Here is a 17835-nt window from a genome sequence, read left to right on the forward strand (position 1 = left end):
TGGGGCAGCGGGCCCATATCTACACGTGGCGCTTGCTCAGCAGTTCCCCCGAGGTGGCCGGCTGAGCCCGCGGGGGCGGCGCCGCCGCCCGCCGGGGCCGGGGGCTCAGCCCGCGGCCCCCACCCGCCAGCCCTCGCGGCCGCGGGTGCGCAGCACGCGCCAGCCGCGCGCCGGCACGGCGAGGCCCTCACCGGCGCCCTCACCGCTGAGCACGTCCGTGCCCGGCCCGCTGACGCGCACGGCGTCGCCGGAGTGGTTGAGGACGAAGAGGTGGTCGGCCCGCGCACCGCGGCGCAGCACCGCCTCCACCAGCGGCGGGCAGCCCTCGACGGTGCGCCGGGCCCCGGCCTCCTCGCAGACCCCGCGCAGCCACCGCCGCAGCGAGCCGGCCTCCAGGAAGGTGGAGGCGTAGTGGGCGGCGCCCGCGCCCACGGCCGCGCGGGTGAGCGCCGGCGAGCCGTCGAGCTCGCCGCCGGCGTAGCGCGCGACGACCTCGGCGCCCTCGGGGACGACGAGCTCGCTCCACACCCGCCCGGTCAGCTCCCCGGTCAGCTCCCCGGTCACCTCGCCGGTCAGCTGCACGCGCTCGGCGGCGTCGAGCGGGTGCAGCTCCTCCACCCGGAGCCCGAGCAGGTCGCGCAGCCGGCCGGGGTAGCCGCCGGCGACGACGTGCAGGTGCTCGTCGGCGTAGCCGGTGAACGGCTGCACGAGCAGGTGCCCGCCGCCGTCCACGAACGCCTGCAGGCGCGCCAGCGCCGCGTCGCCCACGGCGAACAGGCTGGGCACGCAGACGACCCGGTAGCCGCTGAGGTCGGCGTCGGGGGCGGCGAAGTCGACGGCGAACCCCTCGTGCCACAGCGCCCGGTGGGTGGCCCGCACGGCGGCGGAGTAGTCCAGCTCGTCGCTGGGCAGCTGCGGCGCCTCGGTGGCCCACCAGCCCTCGGCGTGCCAGAGCACCGCGACGTCCGCCTCGACCAGCCGGCCGTCGGCGGGCGGTTCGGCGACCTCGGCCAGGGCGGCCAGCACCCGGCCGAAGTCGGCGAAGGCGCGGAAGGAGCGCGAGGTCTCGCCGGTGTGCGGGACGATCCCGCCGTGCCAGGCCTCCGAACCCGCGGCCGGTGCCCGCCACTGGAAGAACAGCGCGCCCTGGGAGCCGCGCGCGAGGTAGGACAGGGAGTTGCGCACCACCCGCTCCACGTCCTTGTGGGCGCGCCGGCCGGCCACCGTGGAGGAGGTGGTGCTCTGCTCCATGAGCAGCCACGGCCCCCCGTGCGACCACGAGCGGGCGAGGTCGGCGCCGTAGGCGGCGTGCGTCTCGCCGTCCGGGCCGACGGTGTCGAGGTAGTGGTCCAGCGAGACGAGGTCGAGCTCGCGCGACCAGCTCCACTGCTCCAGGTGGTTCCACGTCGGCAGCATGAAGTTCGTCGTCACCGGCGCCTGCGAGCCCGCCGCGCGGATGGCGTCGCGCTGCTCGCGGAACGCCTCGAGCATCTCGTCGGAGCAGAACCGCTTGAAGTCCAGCACGTGCGCGGGGTTGTGCAGGTACTGCGTCCGGCGCGGGGGCAGCACGTCCTCCCAGGAGGTGTAGTGCTGCGACCAGAACGCGGTGTACCAGGAGCGGTTCAGCTCCTCCAGGGAACCGTGGCGGCGCTGCAGCCAGCGCCGGAAGGCCGCGGCGGCGTGCTCGCCGTGGTCGATCGTCCCGTACTCGTTGTGCACGTGCCAGGCCAGCAGCGCGGGGTGGTCGCCGTAGCGCTCGGCCAGGCGCTCGGCGATCGTCCGGCTGGCCGCGCGGTAGGCCGGGGCGCTGACCGCGTAGGTGTCCCGGCTGCCGTGCGTCAGCCGCACGCCGTCGGGACCGACGGGCATGGCGTCGGGGTGGGCGCGGGTGAACCACGGCGGCGGCGAGGCCGTCGGCGTGGCCAGCACCACGCCGATCCCGCCGGCGTGCAGGGTCTCCAGGACCCGGTCCAGCCAGCCGAAGTCGTACACGCCCTCCTCGGGTTCCAGCAGCGCCCAGGAGAAGACGCCGACCGTGGCGGCGTTGACCCCGGCCCGCTGCATGAGGACGACGTCCTCCTTCCACACCTCCTCCGGCCACTGCTCGGGGTTGTAGTCCCCGCCGTGCAGCAGCCGGTCCGTGGGCAGGCCCCGGTCGGGCGTGCGCGTCATCCCTTCAACCCTCCACTGATGAGGTCCATCCGCCAGAACCGCTGCAGGAAGAGCAGCAGCGCGATGAGCGGGACGATGGACACGGCGGCGCCGACGATGGCCAGCGAGTACAGCGCCGGTTCACCGGACCCCTTGGCGAGCAGGCTGTAGAGCCCCACGGTCAAGGGGTAGCGGTGCTCGTCGGACAGCATGACGAAGGGCAGCAGGAAGTTGTTCCAGATGCCCACGAACTGCAGCATGAACACGGTGACCATGCCGGGCAGCAGCATGGGGACCGCGACGGCGGTGAAGGTCCGCCACTCGGAGGCGCCGTCGATGCGGGCCGCCTCGACGACCTCCTCCGGCACGGCCGCCGCGGCGTACACCCGCGAGAGGTAGATGCCGAAGGGGGAGATGATCGAGGGCAGCAGCACCGACCAGTGGCTGCCCACCAGCCCCAGCTTGCTCATGAGCAGGTACTGCGGGATCGCCAGCGTGATGCCGGGCAGCAGGACCCCGCCGAGGACGGCGTAGAAGATCGCGTCCCGGCCGGGGAAGCGGAACTTGGCCAGCGCGTACCCGGACATCGCCGAGACGAGCGTCGAGAGCACCGCGCCCACGCCCGCGTACAGCAGGCTGTTGGCGCACCACAGCAGGAACGCGCCGTCGCCGTAGGCGAAGAGGTCGCCGAGGTTGTCGAGCAGGCCGGTGCCCGGGGCGAAGGTGAACGTGGAGAACAGCTCCCCGCGCGACTTCGTCGAGGCGACGAGGACCCAGGCGACGGGCACCAGGCAGTACAGCGCGCCGACGAGCAGGACGGCGGTCGGCAGGACCCTCGCCCGCTGCCGGGGGCGCCGGGCGGCCGGTGCGCCGATCGCGGGGCGGGTCCCCAGCGGCGTCCCGACGGCGCTCACGCGGCGTCCCCGAACGCCCGGCGCTGCGCCAGGCGCAGCAGCACGACCGAGACCACCAGGGTCCCCAGGGCCAGCAGCACCGACGCGGCGGCCGCCAGCGGCAGGTCGTCGCGGGTGAACGCGTCGCGGTAGATCGTCATGAGCGGCACCCAGGTCTGCGTGATGGACGTCGTCATGGGCCGCAGCGTCGTCGGCTCGCCGTACACCTGCAGGGTGCCGATGAGCGAGAACAGCCCGGTGAGCACGAGGGCGGGGGCCACGAGCGGCACCTTGATGCGCAGCGCGATCTGGGTCTCGGAGGCGCCGTCGATGCGGGCCGCCTCCTGCACCTCGGAGGGGATCCCGCGCAGCGAGGTGTAGATGATGATCATGTTGAAGCCGACGCCGCCCCAGACCGCGATGTTGGCCACCGAGCCGAAGAGGGCCGCACCCGACAGGAACGGCACCGGACCCCAGCCCAGCGCCTCGGTGACGTGGCTGACCGGGCTGGTGGTCGGCAGGTACAGGAACCCCCACAGCAGCGAGGCGATGACGCCGGGCACGGCGTAGGGGATGAAGATGGCCGTGCGCGAGAAGCGCTTGGCGGCCGTCGTCGTCGCGTCCAGCAGCAGCGCGAACAGCAGCGCCAGGCCCAGGGTCAGCGGGACGGCGATGAGGCCGTACACCGCCAGCCGGCCGAAGCCGGACAGGAAGTCGGCGCTGGTCAGCGCGGCGGCGTAGTTCTCGAACCCGACGAACACCTCCTCGCGCCGGCCGAACGGCCCGCCGCCGCTGATCCGCAGCCCGCGCAGGCTCAGCCAGACCGCGTAGCCGATCGGGACCACGAGGAACAGCGCGAACAGCACCAGCCCGGGCGTCAGGAAGAGGTACGGGGCCAGCGGGACGCGGGCCCGGCGGCGCAGGGCCGGGGGAGCGGTGCTCATCACCCGGCGCTGACCGTGAAGCCGGACTTCTCCATGTCCGCCACGACGGCCTCCTGGACGGTGGCCAGCGCCTCGGTGAAGGGGGTGCCGTCGGTCACCGCGGCGTTGAAGGCGTCCTGGAAGGCGCTGTTGGCGACGTTGACGTTCGGGCCCCAGCTGACCTCGGGGACGGTGCTGGAGGCGATGCGCTGGGCGACCTGCCAGTAGTCGGCCTGCTGCGGCGACTGCACCGGCGGCGCGCTGGAGAGGGTGAGCTCCTGGCCGACGAGCGAGGCCGGGTACTGGCCGGCCTCGATCTGCTCGGCCGAGCCCTCCTTCGAGGTGTTGATCCACTTCGCGAACTCGGCGGCCTCCTCGGGGTGCTCCGAGCTCGTCGTGACGACGACCGCGGAGCCGCCCTGGAAGGAGACCGCGGGGTTGCCGGCCTGCCAGGCGGGGATCGGCGCCAGCGCCCACTGGCCGGCCTGCTCGGGCACGACGCCGTTGACCACGCCGTTGGCCCACAGCGCCGACGGCCAGGAGAGCACCTTGCCGGCGGCCAGCTTGGCGTTCCACTCCGGGGTCAGCAGCGGTTCGGCGTCGATGACGCCCCGGTCGACGAGGTCCTGCCAGTACTGCGCCACCTGCCGGGACGGCTCGTCGTCGATGCTGACCGTCCAGGCGTCGCCGTCGACGCTCCACCACTGGGCGCCGTTCTGCTGGGCCATCGCCGCGAAGCCGCCGAACTCGGCGGGGGCGAAGGTGGCCAGGGTGGAGGTCGGGTCCTTCTGCTTCACCTGCTCGGCGACGGCCGCGAACTCCGCCCAGGTGGTGGGGACGGGGATGCCCAGCTCGGCGAAGCGGGCCTGGTTGTAGACCATCGCCTGCGGGCCCACGTCCTGCGGCACGCCGTAGACGGCGCCGTCGAACTCGACCTGGCTCCAGACACCGGGGTTGAACTCCGCCTCCACGTCGGCGGTGTGCTCGCTGATGTCGGCGGCGACGCCGCCGACGATCATCGCGGGGAGGGTGTCGTACTGGACGACGGCGACGTCGGGGGCGTTCTCGGCGCGGGTGGCGGTGAGCAGCTTGGCGCTGGAGTCGGTCGAGCCGCCGGCGTCGGTCTTCTTCACCTGCACGTCGGGGTGGGCCGCGTTCCACGCCTCGACCATGCCGTCCTGGGCGGTGCCCCAGGCCCAGTACTCCAGGGTGATCGGCCCGTCGCCGCCGTCGGCACCGGCGCTGTCGCCGCCGCCGCCCGAGGAGCAGGCCCCCAGTGCCAGCACCAGGCCCGCCGCCGCGGCGGTCGCCAGAGTCCTCCTGCGCATGTCCGTCTCCTTCGACGTAGGGGTGTCGCCGGCGCGGTGTGGCGAAGCGCTTCGACGATGTGTGTCGAAAGCTTCGACGCGCTGGTGCGCGGATGTCAACCCTCGTCCGGGCCGGACAGCGCGTGGGCTTGTCCGCGCGGGGGCGGATCCGTACGGTGACCGGCGAAGCGCTTCGACGCGCGGTCGACGACGATCCGAGAGGGACCCGCACCGGATGAAGTTCACCGACGGCTACTGGCTCGCCCGCGAGGGCGTGCAGCCGCAGTTCGCTGCCGAGGCCTACGACATCGGTGTGGACACCGGCCCCGACGGCGACCGCCTCGTGGTCCACGCGCCGACGGGGGTGGTCGCCTCCCGCGGCGACACCCTCAACCGCACCCTGGTGACCGTCGTCTTCGACAGCCCCGCCGAGGGCGTCGTGCGCACCCGCATCAGCCACCACGAGGGCGGGCTGCCGGCGCTGCCGGCGTTCGCCCTGCGCACCGGCGGCGGGGGCGCGCGGGTGGAGGTCGACGAGCGGGGCGGCACCCTGCGCACCGGCGACCTCCTCGTGCGGGTCCGCCGCGGGGCCCCGTGGTCGGTGGAGTACAGCGACTCCCGCGGGGTCCTCACCCGCAGCCTGCCCAAGAGCGTCGGGGTCGTCACCGACGCCGAGGGCCGCCACTTCGTGCACGAGCAGCTGGGCCTGTCGGTCGGCGAGACCGTGCACGGCCTGGGGGAGCGCTTCGGCCCGGTCGTCAAGAACGGGCAGGTCGTCGACGTCTGGAACGCCGACGGCGGCACCTCCAGCGAGCAGGCCTACAAGAACGTCCCCTTCTACCTCTCCGACCGCGGCTACGGCGTCTTCGTCGACGACCCGGGCCTGGTCTCCTTCGAGGTCGCCTCCGAGGTCGTCTCGCGCACCCAGTTCAGCGTCGAGGGCCAGGTGCTGACCTACCACGTGGTCTCCGGGCCCACCCCGCTGGAGGTGCTGCGCCGCTACACCGGCCTGACCGGCCGCCCGCCGCGCATCCCCGAGTGGTCCTTCGGGCTGTGGCTGTCGACGTCGTTCACCACCGACTACGACGAGGCGACCGTGACCTCGTTCATCGACGGCATGGCCGAGCGCGACCTGCCGCTGAGCGTGTTCCACTTCGACTGCTTCTGGATGCGCGAGTTCAACTGGACCGACTTCGAGTGGGACCCCCGCACCTTCCCCGACCCCGAGGGGATGCTGCGCCGGCTGCACGAGCGCGGTCTGAAGGTCTGCGTCTGGATCAACCCCTACATCGCCCAGCGCTCACCGCTCTTCCGCGAGGCCGCCGACAACGGCTACCTGCTGCGCCGCACCGACGGCGGCGTCTGGCAGTGGGACATGTGGCAGGCCGGGATGGGGATCGTCGACTTCACGAACCCCGACGCGCGGGCGTGGTTCGCCGCCCACCTGCACCGGTTGCAGGACATGGGCGTCGACGCGTTCAAGACCGACTTCGGCGAGCGGATCCCCACCGAGGGCGTGGTGTGGTCCGACGGCTCGGACCCGCAGCGCATGCACAACCACTACGCCCAGCAGTACAACGCCTGCGTCTTCGAGGCGCTGCGCGAGCACCGCGGCGAGGGCGAGGCGGTCGTGTTCGCCCGCAGCGCCACCGCCGGCGGTCAGCAGTTCCCCGTGCACTGGGGCGGCGACTGCTACTCCACGTTCGAGGCGATGGCCGAGACGCTGCGCGGCGGGCTGTCGCTGGCCGCCAGCGGGTTCGCGTTCTGGAGCCACGACATCGGCGGGTTCGAGGGGAACCCCGACCCGGCCGTCTTCAAGCGCTGGCTGGCGTTCGGGCTGCTGTCCTCGCACAGCCGCCTGCACGGTTCCAGCTCCTACCGCGTGCCGTGGGTGTTCGACGAGGAGGCCGTCGAGGTCACCCGCCGCTTCACGACGCTGAAGATGCGGCTCATGCCGTACCTGGCCGGGCTGGCGCAGCAGGCGCACGAGAGCGGTGCGCCGGTGCTGCGGCCGATGTTCGTGGAGTTCCCCGGCGACCGCGCGGTCGCGCACCTGGACGCGCAGTACATGCTCGGGCCCTCGCTGCTGGTGGCTCCCGTCTTCACCGCCGACGGCACCGTCGAGCACTACGTCCCGGCCGGCACCTGGCGGCACCTGCTCACCGGCGAGGCCGTCGCCGGCGGCGGCTGGCGCACCGAGCGGCACGGGTTCGACTCGCTGCCGCTGCTGGTGCGCCCGGGCACCGTCCTGCCGGTCGGCGCCCGCAGCGACCGCCCCGACTACGACTACGCCGACGGCGTGGTGCTGCGCTGCTACGAGCTCGCCGACGGCTCGGAGACGACGGTGCGCCTGCCCCGGCTGGGCGGCGGCCTCGCGGCCACCGCGACCGTGCGCCGCGACGGGGACCTCGTGCGCGCCGAGCTGACCCCGGCCGCGGGCGCGCCGGCCGCCGCGTGGTCGCTGGAGGTCGTCGGGGTCGACGGCGCCCTCGCGCACGCGCCGGCCGGCAGTACCGTGCTCGAGGTCGGCCTCGGCCGCGGCTGAGAGGGGGGTCGGGGATGGCGACGATCATGGACGTCGCGCAGGAGGCGGGGGTCTCGCCGAGCACGGTGTCCTACGTGCTCAGCGGCAAGCGGGCGATCTCCGCGGCGACCCGCGCGCGCGTCCTGGACGCCGTCGCCGCCCTCGGCTACCGCCCGCACGCCGGTGCCCGGGCGCTGGCCTCGGCCCGCACGCAGGTCATCGGCCTCGTCGTGCCGCTGCACGAGGACGCCGACGTCAACGTGGTCATGCAGTTCGTGCGCGCGGTCACCACCACCGCGCGCCGGCACGAGTACGACGTGCTGCTGCTGACCCAGGAGGACGCCGGCGCCCTGGAGCGGGTGACCTCGGGGGCGCTGGTGGACGGGCTGGTCGTCATGGACATCGAGGCCGACGACCCGCGGGTGGCGCTGCTGGCGCGCCTTCACCGCCCGGCGGTCCTCATCGGGCTGCCGCGCGAGAGCCGGGGGCTGTCCTGCGTCGACTTCGACTTCGCCCGCGCGGCGCGCTCGGCCGTCGACCACCTGGTGCGCCTGGGCCACCGCGGCATCGGCCTGGTCAGCGCCAGCGCGTCCTCGGTGCACCGCGCCGGCTACGTGGACCGGTTGCGCGCGGGCTTCGAGGAGGCGGCCGCGGCGGCGGGGGTGGCGGTGGCCACCAGCCCGTGCGACCCGAGCCCGCAGGCGGCGCGGGCGTGCCTGGCCTCGCTGCGCGCCCAGCAGAGCGGCCTGACCGCGCTGGTGGTGCACCACGAGGCGGCGCTGCCGCACCTGCTGGACGCGCTCGCCGAGGAGGGGGTGCGCCTGCCGCAGGACCTCTCGCTGGTCGCCGTCGGCTCCGCGGAGGTCACCGGTCGGCTGGGCCGCGCGGTCGACCTGCTCGACGTGCCGGTGGGCGAGGTCGGCCGGGTGGCCGTGGAGATGCTCGCCGAGCGCCTGGCCGGGGTGGGCACCGCCGAGGTGCGGCTGCTGACCTCCACGCTCGCCGAGCACGGCTCCACCGCGCCACCGCGCGGGCGCTGACGCGACGGCACCGCGACGGCGGGCCGGTCGCGGGGCGGTGCGCCAGACTCGGGACGTGCTCGCCCCCGACGCCCGCGTGCGGCTGCCCCGGAGCCGACCGCGCTCACCGCTGCGCGCGATCGCCCTGCGCTTCGCCGTCGCCCTGCTGCTGGTGCTCATCGCCTGGGGGATGGTCCTCGTCGAGCGCGACGACTACACCGACAACCTCGACGGCGCGGTGTCGGCGATCGACGCGCTCTACTACACGACCGTCACGCTCTCCACGACCGGCTACGGCGACATCGTCCCCGTCACGCCGAGGGCCCGGCTGGTCAACGCCCTCGTCGTGACGCCGATGCGCATCCTCTTCGTCATCGTGCTCGTCGGCACCACGATCCAGGCGCTCACCGAGCGCTCCCGCACCGAGATCCGCCTCGCGCGGTGGAGGTCCCGCATGCGCGACCACGTCCTCGTCCTCGGCTACGGCACCAAGGGCCGCAACGCCGTCCGCGCGCTGCGCCTGCAGGGGGTGCGCGCGGACCGCATCCTCGTCGTGGACCGCCAGGCGCAGGCCACCGCCGACGCCACGGCCGACGGCTACGTCGCCGTGACCGGCGACGTCACCCGCTCGGACACCTTCCGCACCGCCCTCGCCGAGCGGGCCGAGCGCGTCGTCGTCGCCCTCGACCGCGACGACACCGCCATCCTCGCCGTGCTGGCCCTGCGCCGGATCTCCCCGCACTGCAGCGTCGTGGCCTCCGCGCGCGAGGCCCAGCACGCCGACCTGCTGCGCCAGAGCGGTGCCAGCTCGGTCGTCATCTCCTCGGAGACCACCGGGCGCCTGCTCGGGCTGGCCGCCGTCAGCCCGACCGCCGTCGAGGTCGTCGAGGACCTCGTCTCCTTCGGCACGGGCCTCGACCTCGCCGAGCGGACCGTCACCGCGCCCGAGGTGGGGCGGCTGCCGGAGGAGCTGGGCGTGCCCGTCCTCGCCGTCGTCCGCGGCGGGCGGGCGCTGCGCTACGCCGACCCCGCGGTCGGCCGGTTGCAGGGGGGTGACCGGCTGCTCTACGTGGCAGCCGGGTGAGAGCCCTCCAGGAGACCCCCCGCTGTGCCGACACCGCTGGGGTGAGCCTGCCCGCCGACCCGCAGGCGGCCCTCGTGGCGCGCCTGCAGGACCTGGTCGCGGACGAGGTGGTGACCTGCGAGCGGCTGCTGGAGCTGGTGCGCGAGCACCTCGCAGCGGCCTGCGGGGTCGGCGGCGCGCTCGTCGTCGACACCGCCGCGCAGGTGCCCCCCGCCGCCGCCGCGGTGCTGCCGCTGCGGCTGCTGGGGGACGAGCACGGCCTGCTCGTGCTGCTGGGCGAGGCGCCGCCGCGGGTGCGCCCCGAGGTGCTGCGCGCGCTGACCCACCTGCTCGCCCTGGTGCGCCGCGCGGCGGCCGACCGCCGCGCGCGCGAGGAGGAGGCCGTCCTCGCCGCGGCCGTGCGGCGGCTGTTCGAGGAGGGCGTGCACGCCGGCAGCGTCCGCGAGGCGGCGCAGGTGCTCGCCCGGGTGACCGCCGACGTCTTCGCCGCCGAGCGCGTCGCCGTGCACCTGTCCGAGGCCGACGGCCGCGTGCAGGACCTGCTGGACGTGGGCGTGCCCGCCGACGTCGCCGCGGAGCTGCGCCGCCAGGTCGTCGGCCGGCTGGCGGGGGACTCCCCGGTCTGGCGGCGCTCCCAGCGCGAGGGCGGCCCGGTGCTCGTCGACGACGTGCGGCTGTTCCCGGGGCGCCCCGGGGGCTTCGTGGCGACCATGGGGCTGCGCTCGTACGCCGCGATGCCGCTGCTGTCGGCCAGCGGGATCGTCGGCATGGTCGTCTGCGGCGACGTGAGCCGGTGGCGGAGCTGGAGCGAGCGCGAGCACCGGGTGGCCCGGCAGCTGGCGCTGGAGGGCGCGCTCGTCATCGACAGCGCCCGCCTGCGCCAGGTCGAGCGCGCCCGGCTGGAGGAGATGCGCCGCCGCGCCGACACCGACGCGCTCACCGACCTGCCCAACCGGCGGCGACTGACCGAGCTGCTCGCCGACGCCGTCGCCGCCACCGGCCCGGGCGCCGGCGGGGCGCTGCTGGTCGTCGACCTCGACGGCTTCAAGCAGGTCAACGACACCCTGGGCCACCACGCCGGGGACGAGCTGCTGCGCCAGGTCGCCCGCCGGCTGCTGCACGGCATCCGCGGCGTCGACGTGGCCGCGCGCCTGGGCGGTGACGAGTTCGCGGTGCTGCTGCGGGGGGTCGGCGTCCCCGACGCCCTGGCCGGCGCCGGACGGCTGCGCGCCGCGCTCGCGGCCCCGGTCGTCGTCGACGGCCGCCGCGCGCGGGTCGGCGCCAGCATCGGCGTCGCGGCGCTGGCCGACCACCCCGGTGACGTGGACGGCCTGCTGCGCGCCGCGGACGGGGCGATGTACGAGGCCAAGCGCACCCGCTCCGGGCCCCGCCTGGCCGGCTGAGCGGTCCGCCGGCCCTCAGCGCGGCACGTCGTCGGCGTGCTGCAGCGCGATCCACAGGTCGGCGCGCAGCTGCGCCTCGTCGAAGGACCTGCCGAGCAGCTGCTCCAGGCGGGCGATCCGCAGCCGCACGGTGTTGCGGTGCACGCCGAGCGCCTCGGCGGTGGGCTGGCGCTGGCCGTGCCGGCTGAGGAACTCCCGGGCCGTGCCGAGCAGCGCCTCCGCCTCGGCCCGGTCGGGCAGGGTGAGCACCGGGTGCAGCAGGGCGGTGGCGAAGGCCCGGGCCGCGCCCGGCTCCAGCACGGAGCCGACGCCGCTGCTGCGCACGTCGTCCCAGCGGAACACCGGGGCGGCGGGCCGGGTGCGCCGCAACGCCTCCCGCGCGGTCTGCGCGCTGGTGCCCGCCGCGTCCAGCGGCACGGCGGTCCCCGTGCCCACGCGGCAGCCCGCCGCCAGCAGCAGCCGCTCGACCTCGCCCGCCCCCGGGTCCGCACCCTCGCCGACCACGGCGACCAGCCCGGCGCCGTCCTCGTCGGGGGCCGCCACGAGCGCGGCCCCGGCGGTGCGCGAGCGGGTCTCCAGGGCCTGCAGGGCGTCCTCCACGGCCTCGGCGCTCCCGGTGGCCCGCAGCACCCGCACCCGCGGGGCGAGCGCCGGGGCTGCCCCGCTGCGCCCGGGGGCCTCCTCGGCGACCGCCAGCACGCGCAGGGCCGCGTCCCGGTCGCCGCGCAGCAGCAGGGACAGCGCGCAGCCGCGCAACCGGCGCTCGTCCGCGCGGGCGGCGGCGCCCGTCTCGGCGGCCAGCCCCAGCAGCGCCACCGCGGTCGCCACGGTGCTGCGCTGCCCGCCGTCCAGGGCCAGCGGGGTGCGCACCACCAGGTGGCCGGCGGGGCGCCCGCGCAGGCCCACCGGGTGCACCGACACGGCGCCCTCCGGGCCCTGCTCGCTCAGCGCCCCCCGCAGGCCCTGCGGGCCCAGCGCGCGCAGCGCGCGCGGCAGGTCCGGCGGTGGCGCCGCGCGCGCCGGCGAGCGGGTCAGCACGGCGCCGTCGGGGTCGACGACGAGGACCTGACCGCCCAGCGCCTGCGCGAGGCGGCGGACGACCGCCTCGCGCGCGTCGGGGCGCGTGGCCGCGCGGGCCAGCTCGCGCTGGTGGACGACGGCGGTCGCCGCGGCGTCCTGCTCCTCGGCGCGCAGCAGGTCCACGAACGTCCTGGCGACCGCGATGAACGGCGTGGGCCGCGGGACGGCGAACAGCCCCGGCCCCGTCACCCGGCAGGCCCGCTCCAGCGCGGGCGGCACCTCGGCGTGGCTCAGCCCGGCGCCGAAGCCCACGGCCACGACCCCCGCGGCGGCGAGGTCCGCCGCGTACCGCGACCAGTCCGCGTCGGCCCTGCGGCCCAGCCCGGTCGTCAGCAGCACCTCACCGCCCTCGAGGAAGGCGGTGGGGTCGAGCAGCTCGCTCGTGGTCACCCAGCGCACCGGGTCGGGTCGGGCGGGGACGACCTCCACGAGGTCCAGCCCCCGCGTCCCCAGCAGGTCGGCCACCGTCGGCATCCGCTCACCCTTGCACAGCGAACCCGCGTCCGCTGTGCACGGCGTCCACCTGACCCGCGGGGCCCCGGGCCGGGGTCCCCGCGGGTCAGGAGCCTCGCGGGTCGGGGGCGCCGGCGCCGTCCGCGGCGGCCAGGACGGCGCGCAGCCCGGCCACGAGCGCGCCGAGCCCGAGCTCGAAGGCGGCGCCCGCGGCGTCGCCCCCGCCGCGCGCGCGCACGGCCGCGGCGAAGGTCGGGGCGGAGCCGGCGTGCTCCCCGGGCTCGAAGATGTCCGGCGGCGCCTGGGTGTCCAGCGCCGAGCCGAGCACGAAGGACTCGACGGCGACGACGGCGTCGACGAGCAGGTGCTCGGGCCAGCCGCCCGCGCGCAGCCCGGCGGCCACCCGCTCGTACATGGCCAGGGTGTGCGGGGCGCCGCGCACCGGGGTGACGGCGATGACGGGCACCAGCGGGACGTGCCGGGCGTAGACCTCGCGGTAGGAGCGCGCCCAGGCGGCCAGCGCCTCGTCCCAGGGCAGCCGCCCGAACGCGGAGCAGTCCACCTCGCGGTTGACGTGGTCCTGCACCCGGCGCAGCACCTCGTTCTTGGTGCTGACGTGGTTGTAGAGCGCCGAGGGCGCCACGCCCAGCTCCCGGGCGAGGGCCGCCACGGTCAGGGCGTCGTGGCCGCGGGCCTCGACCAGCCGCACGGCCGCCTCGGTGATGCGCTCGGCCGTCAGCACCGGCTGGGACGGCCGTCCCCGGGGGCGGCGCTGCGCGCTCGTCATGCGCCCATGATCGCCCACGGGCCCGCCGCGCGGTGCTTGACACGGACTCCGGCGCCCCCGTTAATGAACCTCGATCACTTTCGCGGGCGGCGACACGGCCGTCGCAGCAGCCCGCGGCACGCGCAGCACCCCGCAGCACCCGCAGCAGTCCCAGCAGCCGAGGAACCCGGAGCCGAGATGGACACCGCCCCCGTCAGCGCACCACCCGCCCAGCAGGTCGACTGCGACGTCGTCGTGGTCGGCGCCGGGCCCGCCGGCCTGTCCGCGGCCCGCCACCTGACCCGCGCCGGCCTGGACGTCGTCGTGCTCGAGGCGCGCGACCGCGTGGGCGGGCGCACCTGGACCGACGTCGTCGACGGCGCCGTGCTGGAGATCGGCGGCCAGTGGGTCTCGCCCGACCAGACCGAGCTGCTGGGCCTGCTCGAGGAGCTGGGCATGGAGACCTACTCGCGCTACCGCGAGGGCGACTCCGTGTACGTCGGCCCCGACGGCGTGCCCGTCCGCTACCGCGGCGACGCCTTCCCCGTGCAGGAGAAGACGGCCGCGGAGATGGAGCGGCTGACCGCGCTGCTGGACGAGCTGGCCGCCGAGGTCGGCCCGGAGCAGCCGTGGGCGCACCCGCGCGCCCGCGAGCTGGACACGATCCCCTTCGCCTCGTGGCTGCGCGAGCAGTCCGCCGACGAGGAGGCCTGCCGCAACACCGGCCTGTTCATCGCCGGCGGGATGCTCACCAAGCCCGCCCACTCCTTCAGCGCCCTGCAGGCCGTCCTCATGGCCGCCTCCGCGGGCTCCTTCAGCAACCTCACCGACGAGTGCTTCATCCTCGACAAGCGCGTCGTGGGCGGCATGCAGTCGGTCTCGGAGGCGGTGGCCGCCGAGCTGGGCGGGCGCGTGCACCTGTCCACCCCCGTGCGCACGATCCGCCGCACGTCGCGGGACGGCGGGGACGAGGGCGTCGTGGTGGTCTCCGACCGCGTGGTGGCCCGGGCCCGCCGCGTCGTGGTGGCCGTCCCGCCGCCGCTGTTCAGCCGCATCTCCTTCGACCCGCCGCTGCCGCGCCGCCAGCACCAGCTGCACCAGCACCTGTCGATGGGCCTGGTCATCAAGGTCCACGCCGTCTACCCGACGCCGTTCTGGCGCGAGGACGGCCTGTCGGGCACCGCCTTCGGCGCCGACGCCCTCGTGCAGGAAATCTACGACAACACCCTGCACGGCGACGAGCGCGGCACCCTCGTCGGGTTCGTCTCCGACGAGAAGGCCGACGCGCTGTTCGCCCTGCCCGCCGACGAGCGCAGGCGCCGTGTCCTGGAGTCGATCGCCGGCTACCTCGGCGAGCGGGCGCTGGAACCCGACGTCTACTACGAGTCCGACTGGGCGGCCGAGGAGTGGACGCGCGGCGCCTACGCCGCGAGCTTCGACCTCGGCGGGCTCTCGCGCTACGGCGCCGACCAGCGCACGCCCGTCGGGCCGGTGCACTGGGCCTGCTCCGACCTGGCCGCGGAGGGCTACCAGCACGTCGACGGCGCCCTGCGCAGCGGCCGGGCCGCGGCCGCGGACGTCGTCGCCGCGCTGCGCGGCAGCGGTGCCCCCGGCTCCGCGGACGCGGTCGGCGCGTGAGCGCCCCCGCCCCGCGGCGCTACGTCGTCGCCCACGACGGCGGTGAGCGCGGCGCCGACGCGCTGGCGCTGGGAGCCGTGCTGGCCGGCTCGCTGGCCGCCGAGCTGGAGGTCGTCCTGGTGGTGCGCACCGACGACCCGTTCGGGCAGCCGTACCCGCCGGTGGGCGACGTCTCCGGGCTGGTCGCCGAGCAGGGCACCCGGCGCCTGGAGGCGGACCTGGCGCGGCTGCCCGCCGGCGTCGTCGCCCGCGCGCACGTGCGCACCGCCGCCTCGGTCCCCGAGGGGCTGCTGGAGGCCGTCGCGCAGCTGGGTGCCGCGGCGGTCGTCGTCGGCGCCGACGGCGGGGTGAACCCCTTCGGCGTCGGCCCGGTCGCGCGGGCGCTGCTGCACTCCGCGCCGGTGCCGGTCGTGCTGACCGCCGGTGCGCCGCCGACCCCGCGGCTGGAGCACCTGTACGTGGCGGTGGGCACCCGCCCGGGGGCTCAGCTGGTGCTGGCGGAGGCCGAGGAGGCCGCCGAGCGCACCGGGCTGCCCCTGCACGTGGTGAACCTCGTGCAGGTCGACGCGCGCTCCGGCGCGCCAGGACCCGCGCTGGCGCGGGTGGAGGAACTGGTGGCCAGGACCCGGGAGCGGCTCGGGAGCGAGCGGGTGGGCGTGGAGCTGGGGAGGGGCAGGACGGTGCAGGAGGCGGTGGGCTCGATCGACTGGGAGCCGGGCGGGCTGCTGCTCGTCGGTTCCTCCCGGCTGGCGCGCGGGCGGCAGACGTTCCTGGGGACCACGGCGGCGCGGATGCTGCGCCACGTCCCCGTTCCCGTCGCGGTCGTCCCGCGGGGCGAGCGGTGAGCGCCGCGACCGGGGCGCGCACCCCCGCGGCGGACGGCGCCGGGGCGGACGGCAGGTCCAAGGGCCTGGGCAGCGGCCGCGTCGGGCTGCTGGGTTCGGTGGTCATCGGCGTGTCCACCATCGCCCCCGCCTACACCCTCACGGGGGCGCTGGGCCCGACGGCCTCCGCGGTCGGCGACCACCTGCCGGCCATCTTCCTCGTCGGGTTCGTGCCGATGCTGCTCGTGGCCGTCGGCTACCGGGCGCTGAACTCCGCCATGCCGGACTCCGGCACCACGTTCACCTGGAGCTCGCGGGCGTTCGGCCCGTGGATCGGGTGGATGGGCGGCTGGGGCCTGCTGGCGGCCACGATCCTCGTGCTCTCCAACCTCGCCGGCATCGCCGTCGACTTCCTCTACCTCATGCTCGCCCAGCTCACGGGCAGGGACTCGCTGGCCGACCTGGCCGCGAACGTCCCCGTGAACGTCACGACCTGCCTGGTGTTCATGGCGCTGGCCTGCTGGGTCTCCTACCGCGGCCTGGAAGCCACCAAGGTCGTGCAGTACGTGCTCGTCACCTTCCAGCTGCTGGTGCTCGCCTGGTTCTGCGTCGCCGCGTTCACGCAGGTCGCCGACGGCAGCGCCCCGGCCGCGCTCGCGCTGCGCGCGGAGTGGTTCGACCCCTTCGGCGTGGACTCCTTCTCCGCGTTCGCCGCCGGCGTCTCGCTGTCCGTGTTCATCTACTGGGGCTGGGACGTCGTCCTCACCATGAACGAGGAGACCCAGGGTTCGCGCACCACGCCCGGGCGCGCGGCGCTGGCGACGATCGCCCTCATCGTCGTCCTCTACCTCGCGGTGGCGCTCGCCGTGCTCACCTTCTCCGGCACCGGCGAGGAGGGGCTGGGGCTGGGCAACGCCGACATCCAGGAGAACATCTTCGCCGCCCTCGCCGGGCCGGTCATGGGCCCGGCGGCCGTGCTGATGTCGCTGGCGGTCCTGGCCTCCTCGGCCGCGTCCCTGCAGTCGACGTTCATCTCCCCGGCCCGCACGCTGCTGGCGATGGGCCACTACGGCGCCCTGCCGCCGCGGTTCGCCCGCATCGTCCCGCGGTTCCAGTCGCCCGGGTACGCCACGGTGGTCGCCGGGGTGATCGCCTCGGTGTTCTACGCCGTGATGCGCGTGCTGTCCGAGGACGTGCTGTGGGACACCATCACCGCGCTCGGCATGATGGTGTGCTTCTACTACGGCGTCACGGCGCTGGCCTGCGTCTGGTACTTCCGCGGCACCTGGCGGGGGGACCTGCGCTCCTTCCTCACCACCGGCCTGGCGCCGGGGATCGGCGGCGTGCTGCTGCTGGTGTTCTTCGTGCAGACGGCCGTGGACTCCACGGACCAATCCTACGGTTCCGGCTCGCAGCTGTTCGGGATCGGCCTGGTGTTCCTGCTCGGCATCGGCGTCCTCGCCCTCGGCGTCCTCGTCATGCTCGCGCAGCGCCTGCGCCGCCCGGCGTTCTTCCGCGGCCAGACCCTCCCGCGCGAGCGCGGCACGACCGTCCCGACCACCGCGCCCCGGGCGACCGCTCCCGGGGGCACCACCGAAGGAGCCGATCAGTGAAGGACTTCCTGAACGTCGTCGACGGGGAGTCGGTGCCGGCTGCCGACGGCGCCACCACCGATGTCGTCGACCCCGCCAGCGGTCAGGTGTACGCCACCGCGCCGTTGTCGGGTGCCGCCGACGTGGACGCCGCCTACGCCGCCGCTTCCCGGGCGTT

Annotated in this window: 13 protein-coding genes and 1 pseudogene; 8 read left to right on the top strand and 6 right to left on the bottom strand. The window is 75.5% G+C overall.

What is annotated here, in order from left to right; translation table 11 throughout:
• Positions 1-105 precede the first annotated feature (105 nt).
• The 4 genes from ACRYM2_RS19850 to ACRYM2_RS19865 are packed head-to-tail and all read right to left on the bottom strand — an operon-like array spanning position 106 to position 5295.
• The gene (locus ACRYM2_RS19850) at positions 106-2172 is read right to left on the bottom strand and encodes a beta-galactosidase (RefSeq protein ID WP_432524161.1); all 2067 of its coding nucleotides are present in this window, start codon (positions 2170-2172) and stop codon (positions 106-108) included.
• Entirely contained in the window at positions 2169-3065 is an 897-nt protein-coding gene (locus ACRYM2_RS19855; protein ID WP_432524162.1) for a carbohydrate ABC transporter permease, read from the bottom strand. The genes ACRYM2_RS19850 and ACRYM2_RS19855 overlap by 4 nt, the downstream gene beginning before the upstream one ends.
• Positions 3062-3988: a carbohydrate ABC transporter permease gene (locus ACRYM2_RS19860; protein ID WP_432524163.1), complete on the bottom strand. Its 927-nt coding sequence runs from the start codon at positions 3986-3988 to the stop codon at positions 3062-3064. The genes ACRYM2_RS19855 and ACRYM2_RS19860 overlap by 4 nt, the downstream gene beginning before the upstream one ends.
• A complete protein-coding gene (locus ACRYM2_RS19865; RefSeq protein ID WP_432524164.1) occupies positions 3988-5295 on the bottom strand; it encodes an ABC transporter substrate-binding protein in 1308 nt (435 codons plus the stop codon). Before ACRYM2_RS19865 ends, ACRYM2_RS19860 begins: the two co-directional genes overlap by 1 nt.
• Before the next feature lie 214 nt (positions 5296-5509).
• Here ACRYM2_RS19865 and yicI point away from each other — a divergent pair, with 214 nt between their 5' ends.
• Genes yicI through ACRYM2_RS19885 form a run of 4 tightly spaced genes read left to right on the top strand, consistent with a single transcriptional unit; the run spans position 5510 to position 11304 of the window.
• Positions 5510-7819: an alpha-xylosidase gene (gene yicI, locus ACRYM2_RS19870; protein ID WP_432524165.1), complete on the top strand. Its 2310-nt coding sequence runs from the start codon at positions 5510-5512 to the stop codon at positions 7817-7819.
• Positions 7820-7833: 14 nt separating this feature from the next.
• On the top strand, positions 7834-8838 hold the full coding sequence (locus ACRYM2_RS19875) for a LacI family DNA-binding transcriptional regulator (protein ID WP_432524166.1): 1005 nt from the start codon (positions 7834-7836) through the stop codon (positions 8836-8838).
• Between the two features lie 55 nt (positions 8839-8893).
• Positions 8894-9901: a potassium channel family protein gene (locus ACRYM2_RS19880; protein WP_432524167.1), complete on the top strand. Its 1008-nt coding sequence runs from the start codon at positions 8894-8896 to the stop codon at positions 9899-9901.
• A 41-nt stretch (positions 9902-9942) separates the two neighbouring features.
• Entirely contained in the window at positions 9943-11304 is a 1362-nt protein-coding gene (locus ACRYM2_RS19885; protein WP_432524168.1) for a diguanylate cyclase, read from the top strand.
• A gap of 15 nt (positions 11305-11319) precedes the next feature.
• Here the strand turns inward: ACRYM2_RS19885 and ACRYM2_RS19890 are convergent, their stop codons facing one another.
• Positions 11320-12858 (bottom strand): PucR family transcriptional regulator, encoded by a 1539-nt coding sequence (locus ACRYM2_RS19890; RefSeq protein WP_432524169.1) that lies wholly within the window; start codon positions 12856-12858, stop codon positions 11320-11322.
• Positions 12859-12943: 85 nt separating this feature from the next.
• Positions 12944-13624, bottom strand: coding sequence for a TetR/AcrR family transcriptional regulator (locus ACRYM2_RS19895; RefSeq protein ID WP_432524170.1), 681 nt, complete (start codon positions 13622-13624; stop codon positions 12944-12946).
• Positions 13625-13801: 177 nt separating this feature from the next.
• Here ACRYM2_RS19895 and ACRYM2_RS19900 point away from each other — a divergent pair, with 177 nt between their 5' ends.
• From ACRYM2_RS19900 to ACRYM2_RS19915, 4 genes and pseudogenes are all read left to right on the top strand, one after another.
• Positions 13802-15241, top strand: coding sequence for a flavin monoamine oxidase family protein (locus tag ACRYM2_RS19900; RefSeq protein ID WP_432524171.1), 1440 nt, complete (start codon positions 13802-13804; stop codon positions 15239-15241).
• Entirely contained in the window at positions 15238-16086 is an 849-nt protein-coding gene (locus ACRYM2_RS19905; protein ID WP_432524172.1) for a universal stress protein, read from the top strand. The genes ACRYM2_RS19900 and ACRYM2_RS19905 overlap by 4 nt, the downstream gene beginning before the upstream one ends.
• Positions 16083-17678 (top strand): APC family permease, encoded by a 1596-nt coding sequence (locus ACRYM2_RS19910; protein WP_432524173.1) that lies wholly within the window; start codon positions 16083-16085, stop codon positions 17676-17678. The genes ACRYM2_RS19905 and ACRYM2_RS19910 overlap by 4 nt, the downstream gene beginning before the upstream one ends.
• A pseudogene (locus tag ACRYM2_RS19915) lies at positions 17675-17835 on the top strand (gamma-aminobutyraldehyde dehydrogenase); the annotation flags it as partial. The gene ACRYM2_RS19910 and the pseudogene ACRYM2_RS19915, both read left to right, overlap by 4 nt.

Source organism: Kineococcus aridisoli, from assembly GCF_050871885.1.
Taxonomy (GTDB): Bacteria; Actinomycetota; Actinomycetes; order Actinomycetales; family Kineococcaceae; genus Kineococcus.